The sequence below is a fragment of the Desulfoscipio sp. XC116 genome, assembly GCF_039851975.1.
Taxonomy (GTDB): Bacteria; Bacillota; Desulfotomaculia; order Desulfotomaculales; family Desulfallaceae; genus Sporotomaculum.
In genome coordinates this window covers 644,573-656,869 of record NZ_CP156660.1, presented here as the reverse complement: position 1 = coordinate 656,869, position 12,297 = coordinate 644,573, and the positions used below count along the sequence as shown (strand labels likewise).

The following is a 12,297-nucleotide window of genomic DNA, read 5'->3' as shown; positions in this document are numbered from 1 at the left end:
CAAACTAAGCCGTCTCCGCTATCTGAAAGCCGTAGTCGGCAAAATTTGCATCAAAAGTAAGGACTGTATCCATGCCCAACCGTTCCATTACCGCAAAGCTGACGGCATCAACAAGGGTGCAGTCCCCGCCCCTACCGGACAGCAGTATTTCCATAGCCCGTTTTTCATCCATCGCACCGGCCTGTTCCACCGGCCAAATATTATTGCGCACCCAGATCCTGGCCGCATCCGGTCCCAAGCAGGCAACCAACAGCGCATGTGTCTCCGCCAGTATATAATTAGTCAACACCGGCAATGCCCGCCGCCGCTGCATTTTCCGCAGACCGGCCACCGCGGCCCGGTGGTTTTGATTATCCCGGCTAAGCAGGGCCAGCACCACCCCCGAATCAACCAATATCTTTTCCACTAACCGGCCTCCCTGTCCGACACACCTTGTCCGCCGGAAACACCGGCGGCACAGGAACAGTCCTCAAAAATACCCACCATATCCCAAATAGGATCGTTTTCACTTAGCGGTACCACTTCGTAAACTTTTTTAAGCATCAGTGTATCACCTTTGACAGTCACGGATAAATGAGACCCTTTCTCCAGGCACAATTTATCCCGGTATTCCTTGGGCAATGTAAGCTGCCCCTTGCTGGTGAGCTTTACCAATTCAGCTTGCAAGAAAAATCCCTCCTCCGGTACATTAATTAAAACTTTTAGCCTTACTTATTTCCTTACTATACCAGAGGTAATTTCTGGAATCAAGATAAAAACCCCTCCCTTTGATCCGTTCAGGGAAGGGGTACAACTGTATTATACCAAAAGACCGTTAGGGGGAACAATTGTTTTATTATAAAAATCTTAATTCATTTCGATACTGAATGTCGCTAAAATTTAAACCTGACCCCTGATCTCAATAATGGCGTCGCGAAGTTGGGCGGCCTGCTCAAATTCCAAACGCCGGGCAGCTTCTTGCATTTCTTTCTCCAACCGGGCCAGCAACTTTTTGATTTCCTTTTTACTCAGCTTGCCGTTTTTAGCGTCTATGGCCGCATCGTAAACCGCCGGTGTTTCAGCCACCCTGGTGGCTTCGATTACACTATGCACCGCCTTGCGAACAGTCCGGGGCGTAATGCCGTGCGCCAGGTTGTGGGCGGTCTGCAGTTTGCGGCGGCGTTCGGTTTCCTCGATAGCTTTGGCCATCGAATCGGTGATTTTATCGGCGTACATGATCACCTGCCCGTTGACATTGCGGGCCGCCCGGCCAATGGTTTGAATCAGCGAGCGCTCGGAGCGCAGGTAGCCCTCTTTGTCGGCGTCCAATATGGCCACCAGGCTCACCTCGGGCAGGTCCAACCCCTCCCGCAGCAGGTTGATGCCCACCAGAACATCGAAAGTACCCAACCGCAGATCCCGGATAATCTCCATCCGTTCAATAGTGTGCACCTCCGAATGCATATAGCGCACCCGAATACCCGATTCCCGCAGATAGTCGGTGAGGTCCTCGGCCATTTTCTTGGTCAAGGTGGTGATTAACACCCGCTCCTGCTTGGCTGCCCGACGATTGATGGCACCGATTAAATCGTCAATCTGCCCCCGAGTGGGCCGTACAAACAATTCCGGGTCGACCAGACCGGTGGGCCGAATAATCTGCTCCACCACCCGGCCGCTATACTCCTGCTCGTACGGACCGGGGGTAGCGGACACATAGATCACCTGGCCCAGCCGCTCTTCAAATTCATTGAAGGTCAAAGGGCGGTTATCGAAAGCCGAGGGCAGCCGGAAACCGTGCTCCACCAGCGATTCCTTGCGGGAGCGATCCCCGGCATACATAGCCCGCACCTGGGGAATACTTACATGGGATTCATCAATAAACATAATAAAGTCATCCGGGAAATAATCCAGCAGCGTATAAGGCGGCTGACCGGGCTGCCTCCCGGTGAGGTGCCGGGAGTAATTTTCTATGCCGTTGCAAAACCCCATCTCGCGCATCATTTCAATATCATACCGGGTACGCTGCTCCAGCCGCTGCGCCTCCAGCAGTTTTTCCCGCCCCCGCATTTCAGCCAGGCGCTGCTCCAGCTCTTCCTCAATACGGCCTACAGCGGCATCCATGCGCTCCCGGGAAATAGCATAGTGGCTGGCCGGGAAGACCGAGATATGCTGCCGTTCCCCGGTAATCTCCCCGGTAAGCACGTCGAATTCCAGCAAGCGCTCAATTTCGTCTCCGAAGAAGTCCACCCGAACAGCCCGTTCCGAATTGCCGGCCGGGAATATTTCCACCACATCACCCCGCACCCGGAAAGTACCCCGGGTAAAGTTAACATCGTTGCGCTCGTATTGGATATCCACCAACCGGCGCAGCACGTCGTCCCGTTCCTGCTCGGCTCCTTTGCGCAGAGACAGCACCAGGGTGCTGTACTGCTCGGGGTCACCCAGGCCGTATATGCAGGACACACTGGCCACGATGATCACGTCACGGCGCTCAAACAGCGCGCAGGTGGCCGAGTGGCGCAGTTTATCAATCTCATCGTTAATTGAAGAATCTTTTTCTATATAAGTATCGGTATGGGGAATATATGCCTCGGGCTGGTAATAGTCATAATAGCTCACAAAATATTCCACCGCATTATGCGGAAAAAACTCCTTAAACTCGCTGCACAACTGAGCAGCCAATGTCTTATTGTGCGCCAGCACCAGCGCGGGACGCTGCACCCGCTGAATAACCCGGGCCATCGTATATGTTTTACCACTGCCGGTTACACCCAGCAAAGTCTGGTGTTTTAATCCGTCACCGAGCCCCTCCGCCAGCTCATTAATCGCCCGGGGCTGATCACCCCGTGGTTCATAGGAGGATTTTAATTCAAATTGCATAATTCTCACCCCGCTAAATTATATCATACCGGGCAACGGTAAAAAATTCACGTACATTTCATTAAGAATATACGAGCCGCAACCGGAGGAAAAATGTGCGGCACATTCTGTCAAAAGCACCCTAAACACGCGCATATACTCCTAAAGATCAACAGAACTTACGAGATATGTTTCATAACCGACTAAAAAGTTGTATAATAAGTGGAACACAATAAACTTACGAGGTGATCAGCCATGTCTGTACTGGAATATAATGAATTGACTCTGGACCATTTTCAAAATCCCCGCAATGTAGGGGTGGTGGAAAATAACAACGGCTACGGTAAGATAGGTGAGACCGGCTGTGGTGATATCTGTGAAATAACATTACGTATAAATAAGGAGATTATTGAAGATATAAAATTCCGGGTTTACGGCTGCGCGGGAGCCATTGCCACCTCCAGCGTGGTTACCGAAATGACCAGGGGTAAAGATATTAATTATGCTTTGCAATTAAACGATGATGATGTGGTGGAATATCTGGGCGGGCTGCCCGAAAAGAAAAAACACTGTTCCCTGTTGGCCATAAAAGCAATGCGCCAGGCCATATACGACTACATGCTGAGCAAACGCCTGGGGGACGATAAAATTAGCTCGAAGGACGAATTCGAGGTCATCGGCGATGAAATAATGCAGGAAATTATCAGACGGTCCAATCAAGCTTAATTACTATATCATTTTCAAACAGCACCTAAATCATTATAAAAAGACCATAGGCAATTTCATGTGCCCGTGGTCTTTTTATTGGACATTAATGATCATTTGTCGAACTTACCGTACCCGGCGGGTACCGGACGCTTAAGCGTAATTTATCACTGCTGCCTCAGTTATTCCGTGGCCCCGGCATTTTTGAGCAGCGTTGCTACGCCGAAGTATTTATTATTTTCGGCCAGAAATAACGCCGTCAGACCGCTGCTGCTCCTGGCATACACATCGGCCCCTTGGGCCAGCAATAATTCCACAACATCGGCATGACCGGCATAGGATGCCGCCATAAGCGCTGTTACACCATCCTCGCTGCAGGCATTTACATCAACGCCGGCAGCCAGGAGCAACTTTAATATTTCCACATGACCATTGTGAGCGGCCAGCATAAAAGCCGTAGCGTCATACTTTGTTTTAGCATCAAGATGTATGCCCGCCTCTAAAAAGAGTTTAACAGCAGCATTGTTACCGTCCTCGACACATTTCAAAAAAGATTCGTCATCATATACAATGTTCATTTGGATTAAAGCCGTTCGGGCAGTTTCGGGGCTTTTTGCACAATCCGTTGCCAACGCAAGTCATCCTTTCCATTGCTTATGCTAAGCAAGCCAAGCGTATAAGTATAACGTATTAATCAATTACACAATAAAACAACCATATGGTGCTTTAATTAACGGTTATAAGATTGCCGCGCCGCTTCGCTTCCCGCGATGACGGGCTTCAAGCGTCACAGGTTGTACACATGGCAATGACACGTTAAACTGTATTCTCGTTCTCTTACGCGGTATCCGGTAGTATGGATGTTAATTAATTATATCACACTTAACCGGCATGTTTTTATGGAAACTTTATATTACAAAAGAGCTTAAACGGCTTTTCTTGGGTCTTGGCGGTTTGCCTGGCCATGTTCTAATGTTTTACAGAAACCATATACCATACCTATTAATAACATGCTCATCCAACACAAAAGCCGGATTTTACAGCAACTTATTTTTTTCCATTATGTCATAAACCAGCACCGCGGCTTCAATACGGGTCATTTTTTGTGCCGGACGAAAGGTGTAATCGTCGAAACCCTGCATATAACCTTTTTCCACCGCCGCCAACACATAGGGCTGCAGCGCAGGTGCTATGGCCTGGTAATCCTTAAATTTTTTAGACAGTGTCAACTGCGTTTGCTGACCGCCCATGATATCTACACTTAATCCTGAGGCCGCCGCAATCATCCTGGCGGCATGTTCTCTGGTCAAAGCATCAAAATATCGAAAAACAAGACGTCCGTCTTTCTGCAAGGTTCCTTCGAGCAGGCCGTTTTTAGCAGCCGTTTCGATATACTTGGCATTATCCCTTGGTATAGGCACAAATTTCCCGCTTTTGTTTTGCCCATATGAGTTTCCGCCTGTATAATAAACATCGCTGAAAATACCCAGCCCCACGTATGGATCGGGAAATTCCAAACCCAGCGCTTTGCTTAACATAACTACAAATTCTCCCCGGTTAATACCAACCGCAGCTCCATTTTGGTCCACCAGTCCCAGATACCCCGCGGGCGCATTTTCGGCGGGCAGCAATATTCCCCTGATCCACAAATACTCCAGACGAAAGCGTGCGGAACCGGCAGCCTCGTAATCTCTGAAGGTCGTCATTTTATTAACCACCACATACTTGCCCAACCCCTTAAAGGGTACCGTAATGGTTTTCTTTTTAGCATCGGTTTGGCCACCCAAATTGACCCAATTACCGGAGATCCCGTCGCACTTATCATAAAAGACCGTCAAGGTCCTGTAAGCCACCTCGCTTAAATCAGCATCCACGGGCAAAGAAACCCGGCCTCCGGGAGGGGCTTCAATACGATTAACAATATCTCTGAAGCTATCCGATGTGTAACCACTGTCCTTATCAGACAAATGTGCTATGTTAAACAAGTAACTAACGACAGGGTTACCATGCACGTTATATATTCTCTCTGCTTTGAACACCAGCATCTGGCTTTCGGCATTCGCGCCATCCTGCTGCAGATAGAAGCCGCTGGGCAAAGTAATATTAAACTGTTTATCAAAATAGCTGATTTTATTACTCTTACTCAGGTCGTGAGTTACAACCGCCCCTTCTTCCAGCGTGTTGACTAAGTTTACTTTTCTGGAAAAGGTTAACGACTCCTCACGAGTTTTTCCTTTATCGTCTTCATATTCATAAGTAATCTTAAAAGATAAGTTATTACTCCCCTGTTTTAAAGAATAATGCTCAAGATAATAATTATTAACACGCCTTTCCAGATCCCGGGACCCAAAAACAACCTTTTCGGCACCCGACACATCCAGGGTTATATCCACAGGGCTGACGTTTACATCCAAACCATACTCCGGAACTTCTATTCCGTTGACCAGCATAACAGGATAGTCTACCGTGTTAAAATAGAAGCTGTAAGAGCCCAACTCATCACCGTCGACGTCTTCTATGGAATTGGATAGCTTTACCCTGTACCGGGCACCGTATTCCAGGGATTTACTCGGTTTGAAATACGCCCGGCAGGTTTTGTCGTTATAGCTAACCTTGCCGGAGACCTCCCGCTTATCTTCGTCCAGAAGCGTTATACCGTCAATAATACTATCCTTATCCATATGACTGTCAAATTCAATCCAAATAGTTACGCCAACAGGAATTCCCCGGCGGCCTCCGCCCGGAAAATGATCATCCACATCGGGTCCGGACCGGGCCGAGGCCGGTTGCCCGGTTAAAGCAACGGCAAAAAATACCGACATCATAAAAAGAATTAGCACTGCGAAACCACGTTTCATAACTCGCATATTTTAATCACCTGCCGAATTTCTTTAATAAATATATTATCGGCATTTTACGCCTATTCTGTAACGACATAAGAACTACCCAAGGATAAAACCAACCCGTTTTTATCCTTCATAACCATCAAAAAAACAGTAAAACAAATCGCCCGCTCTTTTAGGAGCGACTCGATTACTGTTCCATAGTCATCCATAGTCATCCATGCCGCTTGCGTGCATGGAAAATTAACAAAGCCGTGTAAGACATCGCCGAACCTGTATTATACAAGTTTTACCGGCCGCCGCCCTGATGACCGCCCTGCTCCTCCTGCTGACCGTCTTGGCCGCCTTGTTGGCCTGCCGATTCTATCTTCTTAACCTCACCGTCTATCTGCACTTCCATTGTCTTACCGTCCCGGGTAGTAATGCGCAGCATTGTTTTGCCCTGCTGTCCGCCTTGCTGACCGCCTTGACCCTGCTGACCACCCTGGCCTTGCTGTCCTTGCCCGCTTTGTCCTCCTTGCTGTCCCTGCTCACCGCCCTGTCCCTGCCAGGCACCTTGTCCACCCTGCGCCTGTCCCTGCTGCTGACCGGCTTCTTGCCGGGCTTTCTTTAACTGTTTCCAGCGTTCTTCCAACAAATAGGCATTCTTGGCGGTAATCAGACGCACCGGCACAATCCGGGCCGGCACACTGCAATCCCCGTTATTCACCTTCTCACCGTACTGCCAGTAGCCGTTTTTCGCCAATCCCACCGCCGCCTCCAGGGCAAACTGTCCCAGCATCTCGGGCTGCAGATCCACCTCGGCATCATGCTCGCCGCTGACCAACCCCCGCGAAGATTTTTCATCAGCCCCGGCACCCACGGTTAAAACACTTTTATCATAGCCGCCCGTTTTTAGAAACTCCACCGCGGCCATTGCTAAACTACTATCGTTGGCCAGTATGACATCAATACGACCTTCCCGCTCCATAACCTCAGCCAGATTGGCGGAAACGGCGGATGCTTCCCAGCGGGGATGTTCGTAAACCTCCACAATTTTGATATCCTGGCGTCCCTGCAGATCCGCCCGATTGGCGGCGGTAATATCCCGTGCCATCTGATCACTCGGTTCCCCCTGCAATATCACCACATTCAGCGGACGCTGCCGGGGCAACTGAGCCACTACATTGTAATCCACCGCTCCGGTAACCATGGCTTGCCCGCTTGGACTCCCCTGACCGGAGCCTCCTTCCTGCCGCCCGCCGCCGCCCGTTTGGCCGGTGCCCTGCTGCTGCCCACCGTCCCCCCGGCTTGACCCGCCCGACTGCCCGCCCTGGGCAGACTCGCTCTGTTCATCACCGGGCCGAATAATAGTACCGGCCTGCGGCGGTGTAAATTGCATACCGCTTTGGGCTTCCGCAGCCCGGCTAATCGCCTCAAGCACAAAACGGGCCTGCAGATGCCCCACCATGGCATGATCTGAGGCAATATACCCCTCCACCGGGGTATTCACAGGAAGATTCTCCAGAGCCACTACCTTAATTCCGGACTGAGCCAGCTTTTCTATCAAACCTTGTGCTGTTGCCGGGTCAACCGGCTGCAGCACTACCGCCTTAATTTGCTTATCAGCCAACCCGCCCAGCTGTTTTTGCTGCCCGGCGGGGTCATTGCGGGCGTCCAGCCAGGTTACCTCGGCATTAACTTGTTTTTTTTGCTCATCTACTACCTTTTTTATCGTTTTATTGCCGTCCCGGTTCATATCAGCCAGTGCAAAGGCTATCTTCACGGGCGATTCAGCGGGCTTGCGCTGCGGTTCCCGGTTAACGCAGCCCACAGGCAACGTCAACAAAAGCCCCCCCAGAGCAACCACCAGCAAAACAGCTATTTGATTCAAGCACCAGCTATATCCAGACCTGCGCATTTACCCACCTCCGGGTATATTCCGTTGTACGCTCGTATACAAATTTTCACGGCACGATCAAACGGAATTACAAAGCTTTATTTATGCTTTGCGTCATAGCAAGTCTTTATTCAAAAGATAGACGGGGTTGTGCTAAACTCAAATCGTTGTCATAATTATATAATATAGTTAATTTTTAGGAGGTGGTTATGTGAAAAGCATCTATTGGGATCGTTTTTTAACCTGGCTGACCCCTTTGAAAAGAAAGCCGTCCGGGCTGCTGGAAGCCATTAATTCAGCCAGTAGGAATTGGAAGCAAGCTCAGCGTGATTTTGATTTTATTAGTGATAAAAACCTCATTGATTGCACGGCGCACAGAATTAAGGCCGGTGAAAGGCAGTACATAGCCTTATTACAACAAGCCAAGCAACAGGGTCTTACGTCCTGGTCAAAAGAACCATGCCAAAACGAAAATTTATTTAAAAGTGAGGACGGCGTGAGGGAATCCACACCCCAGGAAACGGCGGCGTTAGACAAATAAGCAAGCCTTGCACAGCCATAGATGCAGGAATTTGATACCACCTGCAGTTGGCGGGCAAGCAGCATACAGGGCAGCTGTATACCGCATATTCATTGTTTTAAGACATGTGCTGTCTAAGTTTAAACCAAACACTCCCCTACGATGCCATAATTTTATATATTCGGATCGGAGACCGGAAATACCAGACCCAGCTCGACCAGCTTGGCCCGAATGGACTGCAAATCCGACCAGGCTTCGGTCTTGCGAGAAGTGTCACGCAACAATGCGGCGGGATGGTAAGTAGAGGTAATCCAAAACCCTTTGCGCTCCGTCCACTGCCCGCGTACCCTGGTAATACGCGCCTCGGGGCCAATAATATACCGCACCGCCGTTGCCCCGAGGCACACTATGATCTTTGGCCGCACTATATCCACCTGGGCCCGCAAATAAGGCAGGCATTTTTCGCTCTCCTCCTGGGTGGGCACCCGGTTGCCGGGCGGCCGGCACTTTACTATATTGCAGATGATGGCGTTTTTTTCCCGGCTAAGATCGATAGCAGCCATCATCCGATCCAACAGCTGTCCCGCCGGGCCGACAAATGGGCGCCCCCGCAAATCCTCCTGCTCCCCGGGGCCTTCCCCGACAAACATTACCGGAGCCTCCAGCACCCCTTCTCCGAAAACCATATTGTTACGCCGAATCGCCAGCGGGCAAGCGCTGCAGTTCAGGCATACTTCCTTTACCTGATTCCAACGACTAAGTTTATCATCCACTGTAAAACACCTTCATCTTCATTACACTTATCCTTTTAAGGTGCTGTATTTAGCGCCGCAAACGTATCTTTATTTCTCGCCAGGCTGCTTATTCTTTTAGCACCCGGCAGCGCAAATCCGCCATAAATTTAGTAAAATCGGCACAGAAATCATCCGAATCCAGACAGATAAACTTCATGCCTTTTTTACCGTATATCGTTTCAAACACATAGTTGGGCTTCATAGTAACCATAAAAGCCTTGCAATTCGCCTGCATTATTTTAAAAAGCTTGCTCCACATGTACCGTATATTAAGGTCCCGGAAACTATATCCCAAGAATAGCACTGTTTTGCCCAGCAAATCCGCGCGCAATTTAATATCCAGAGGGCCTTCCATGTCCAGCCTGTTATGGTAATCCGTTTCACTGATCACCAGCGTTTCATCAAGATCCAGAGTGCCGTGGAACTTGACTATCTGAGTCATATTGTCCGGAGCGGCTAAAATATCGTCAAGAGTGGCAATGGGGTAATAAGGCACGCCATGATACCGGAAAGCGATTTCAATCATTTCATCAAAATTAGTAGTATATATTTTGGGAAAGTGCATATCAATAAGGCACCTATGCGCTTCCGACGCACCAATGTCTACCTCAATAGACCGCAGATTGCGGTCTATAATTTTACTGATCCGGTTTTTACTGCCGCCGTGACAGATAATATGATATTCGGCAATCTGCAAGAAATCTCCATGCAGAGACAATATATCCGGATCGATATCCAGGTCCTCGGCTACCCTGGCCATTAATACTTCCCACTCCGGCAATCCCAGGTTGCGGGAAAGACCGGCCCCTACAAAGGGAATGATTTTCTTTTCCCGGATATCCTGGGCCAGCTCGTCCACCAGCTTATCATAGCTTACCATGCCCTCACCGCCTGACGGGATAAAAATTCCTTGAATTTTTGGGCCGCCCGGCCCCGGGCCGATATTTGCAATTTCTCTGCCAGCGACATAGCCGCCAGCGACGTGGCACACCCATCGGGGATAAATAAACATTCCCAGGTTTCCGTTGGGCCATCGGGCTCAGTGGCTATGACACCCTGCATGTCGGCCTCGAAAATATAGATGCGCCGACCGTTGCAATAACCGACAATGGTGCGCACCGTGGCCCGCCGGCTCGTTTCACACTGCATCAGCCGCAGGAAACCGGACATACCCAGCTGCCCCCATATCTCCCGGGTCATGCCGCCGGGCAAATCGTTCAGAGATTCAACACTCAGCCCGGTGTGGTCCACAAATAAGCAGGCCCTTTTTTCAGCAAAGGCTAACAGCACCTTGCCGCGCACCACCTCCCGCTGGTTGTCCCCCTGCGGTTCCCGCACATTTAGACGAACAGGTATAAACCGGTGCGGAGCCAGCAGCTGTTCATATTCCATTATTTTTTGCCGGTTGCCGGTTACAAAGCGCATTGGCTTTAACATTCGCACAGCTCCGATTCTCTTTAAAGTACACCCGGTTTTCTGCCTAACACCGTTATATTAACATCAACCTGATTTTTTATATCTTCTTTTTAAGGATGCAAAATCCTTCCACAGTGAGCTAAAAGAACATTGGCAAAATCATTTATGATAATATCCCCGCGATTGGCACGCAAAGGAATTCAATATTCCAGTGTCAAATTTTACTTATGCCACACGCTAGCGGTCAAAGGAATACGATTGGAAATGAGCTAACTCGTTCGGCCCAAGCTGAACATCGAGCCCTTGGACGGGGATTCTACCCCGCCTGAAATAAAGATATCAACTCCCGTTTATAGGAAGCGGGTCTTGAAATTTGATAAATATTGAAGCCATGCCGGGGATGCAGCGGCAAAACGCCACCCGGATTTTCGGCTGCAACAAACAGAGAGCCCGCCGCCGGATGTATTTGTTATCCGACAACGGGCTTTGTAATGCTATTGCACATGCTATGCCTGTTCCATTAAAGCATCCCGTCACAGACATCCATGCCGCTTATGCGGATTGCTTCGCTTGCGCTCGCAACGACAGCCGAAAGCAGCGGAAGAAGAGAACCCGCCGGCTTTTTCAGGATAGTCCAAGGAAACATTGCTTAACTTCAAGTACTATCTTATCCGGGTGCCGCGGCTAATTGGGGAATTTAAGCCTGACCCTTTTCCAAAATAATGCGGTGGTCTACCAGAGCCAGTTCGGCTATTCTGGCTTTGATTTGCTTGCGGCGGCCGAAAATATCCTCCAGCACCAGCCCGTCTGCTTCCGGAATTACTTTATCCACCATCTCCATAAATATTTCATCTTTACCGTCCTTACGCAGATATGCATTTGCTTCACACATGCAGTTTTCACCTCCCCGTAAAAGACCAAAAACCACCTCGGTTATACGCTTATAGCGTCGAACCTCCGTGGTCGTTTTCCGCTGCTCGCATTGGCAACCTCCCTGGTTCCCTTTGTTTGATTATATCCCTACGTCAACAGGCGTGTCAACGCATAATTTGCGGCTCCGGCAAGTTCCCAAAAACAGTTTAATCTGTAAACATGTTCAGCAGCCCGGCCCCGAATCGCCAAGCTATAACCTGTATGGCTTTAACTTGCAACGTGCGCACATACATTACCAGAAACAGCCGATATTTTTTACATTTATAAAATTCCAAGACTCCTCTTCTATAAGTGGGAGCTCCTATTTTTACTTCAGGTGGGGCGGAATTCCCATCCGAGGCCCCGATGTTCAGCTTTAACTGAACGAGT

13 protein-coding genes are annotated in these 12,297 nt (G+C 49.5%); 3 read left to right on the top strand and 10 right to left on the bottom strand.

What is annotated here, in order from left to right:
* Positions 1–4: 4 nt before the first annotated feature.
* The 3 genes from ABDB91_RS03030 to uvrB all read right to left on the bottom strand — a co-directional run bounded on the left by ABDB91_RS03030 (position 5) and on the right by uvrB (position 2,859).
* Positions 5–406, bottom strand: coding sequence for a PIN domain-containing protein (locus ABDB91_RS03030; RefSeq protein WP_347490167.1), 402 nt, complete (start codon positions 404–406; stop codon positions 5–7).
* Positions 406–666, bottom strand: coding sequence for an AbrB/MazE/SpoVT family DNA-binding domain-containing protein (locus ABDB91_RS03025; RefSeq protein WP_347490166.1), 261 nt, complete (start codon positions 664–666; stop codon positions 406–408). The genes ABDB91_RS03030 and ABDB91_RS03025 overlap by 1 nt, the downstream gene beginning before the upstream one ends.
* A gap of 213 nt (positions 667–879) precedes the next feature.
* On the bottom strand, positions 880–2,859 hold the full coding sequence (gene uvrB / locus ABDB91_RS03020) for an excinuclease ABC subunit UvrB (protein WP_347490165.1): 1,980 nt from the start codon (positions 2,857–2,859) through the stop codon (positions 880–882).
* Between the two features lie 234 nt (positions 2,860–3,093).
* Here uvrB and ABDB91_RS03015 point away from each other — a divergent pair, with 234 nt between their 5' ends.
* The gene (locus ABDB91_RS03015; protein ID WP_347490164.1) at positions 3,094–3,564 is read left to right on the top strand and encodes an iron-sulfur cluster assembly scaffold protein; all 471 of its coding nucleotides are present in this window, start codon (positions 3,094–3,096) and stop codon (positions 3,562–3,564) included.
* A 161-nt stretch (positions 3,565–3,725) separates the two neighbouring features.
* On the opposite strand, the gene ABDB91_RS03010 is transcribed toward ABDB91_RS03015, so the two are convergent.
* From ABDB91_RS03010 to ABDB91_RS03000, 3 genes are all read right to left on the bottom strand, one after another.
* On the bottom strand, positions 3,726–4,175 hold the full coding sequence (locus tag ABDB91_RS03010; RefSeq protein WP_347490163.1) for an ankyrin repeat domain-containing protein: 450 nt from the start codon (positions 4,173–4,175) through the stop codon (positions 3,726–3,728).
* 405 nt (positions 4,176–4,580) lie between these two features.
* Positions 4,581–6,410 carry an S-layer homology domain-containing protein gene (locus tag ABDB91_RS03005; protein WP_347490162.1) on the bottom strand — a complete coding sequence of 610 codons (1,830 nt, stop codon included), beginning with the start codon at positions 6,408–6,410 and terminating at the stop codon, positions 4,581–4,583.
* Positions 6,411–6,675: 265 nt separating this feature from the next.
* On the bottom strand, positions 6,676–8,286 hold the full coding sequence (locus ABDB91_RS03000) for a substrate-binding domain-containing protein (protein WP_347490161.1): 1,611 nt from the start codon (positions 8,284–8,286) through the stop codon (positions 6,676–6,678).
* A 190-nt stretch (positions 8,287–8,476) separates the two neighbouring features.
* Between ABDB91_RS03000 and ABDB91_RS02995 the strand changes: the two genes are divergently transcribed.
* Positions 8,477–8,806, top strand: a complete 330-nt coding sequence (locus tag ABDB91_RS02995; RefSeq protein WP_347490160.1) for a DUF2508 family protein — start codon at positions 8,477–8,479, stop codon at positions 8,804–8,806.
* Between the two features lie 152 nt (positions 8,807–8,958).
* On the opposite strand, the gene ABDB91_RS02990 is transcribed toward ABDB91_RS02995, so the two are convergent.
* From ABDB91_RS02990 to ABDB91_RS02980, 3 genes are all read right to left on the bottom strand, one after another.
* Positions 8,959–9,558: a uracil-DNA glycosylase gene (locus tag ABDB91_RS02990; RefSeq protein WP_347490159.1), complete on the bottom strand. Its 600-nt coding sequence runs from the start codon at positions 9,556–9,558 to the stop codon at positions 8,959–8,961.
* Positions 9,559–9,646: 88 nt separating this feature from the next.
* On the bottom strand, positions 9,647–10,459 hold the full coding sequence (locus ABDB91_RS02985) for an SIR2 family protein (protein WP_347490158.1): 813 nt from the start codon (positions 10,457–10,459) through the stop codon (positions 9,647–9,649).
* Positions 10,453–11,016, bottom strand: a complete 564-nt coding sequence (locus ABDB91_RS02980) for a non-canonical purine NTP pyrophosphatase (protein ID WP_347490157.1) — start codon at positions 11,014–11,016, stop codon at positions 10,453–10,455. The genes ABDB91_RS02985 and ABDB91_RS02980 overlap by 7 nt, the downstream gene beginning before the upstream one ends.
* Positions 11,017–11,368: 352 nt before the next feature.
* On the opposite strand from ABDB91_RS02980, the gene ABDB91_RS02975 reads away from it, so the two are divergent.
* A complete protein-coding gene (locus ABDB91_RS02975) occupies positions 11,369–11,683 on the top strand; it encodes a hypothetical protein (protein ID WP_347490156.1) in 315 nt (104 codons plus the stop codon).
* Positions 11,684–11,692: 9 nt separating this feature from the next.
* On the opposite strand, the gene ABDB91_RS02970 is transcribed toward ABDB91_RS02975, so the two are convergent.
* Positions 11,693–11,887 (bottom strand): CooT family nickel-binding protein, encoded by a 195-nt coding sequence (locus ABDB91_RS02970; RefSeq protein WP_347490155.1) that lies wholly within the window; start codon positions 11,885–11,887, stop codon positions 11,693–11,695.
* Positions 11,888–12,297 lie beyond the last annotated feature (410 nt).

What these genes read in the sequence shown, in the direction of transcription:
- uvrB (WP_347490165.1), bottom strand. Translation starts at nt 2,859, where the DNA reads ATGCAATTTGAATTAAAATCCTCCTATGAACCACGGGGTGATCAGCCC.
- ABDB91_RS03015 (WP_347490164.1), top strand. Translation starts at nt 3,094, where the DNA reads ATGTCTGTACTGGAATATAATGAATTGACTCTGGACCATTTTCAAAAT.
- ABDB91_RS03005 (WP_347490162.1), bottom strand. Translation starts at nt 6,410, where the DNA reads ATGCGAGTTATGAAACGTGGTTTCGCAGTGCTAATTCTTTTTATGATG.
- ABDB91_RS03000 (WP_347490161.1), bottom strand. Translation starts at nt 8,286, where the DNA reads ATGCGCAGGTCTGGATATAGCTGGTGCTTGAATCAAATAGCTGTTTTG.
- ABDB91_RS02985 (WP_347490158.1), bottom strand. Translation starts at nt 10,459, where the DNA reads ATGGTAAGCTATGATAAGCTGGTGGACGAGCTGGCCCAGGATATCCGG.
- ABDB91_RS02980 (WP_347490157.1), bottom strand. Translation starts at nt 11,016, where the DNA reads ATGTTAAAGCCAATGCGCTTTGTAACCGGCAACCGGCAAAAAATAATG.
- ABDB91_RS02970 (WP_347490155.1), bottom strand. Translation starts at nt 11,887, where the DNA reads ATGTGTGAAGCAAATGCATATCTGCGTAAGGACGGTAAAGATGAAATA.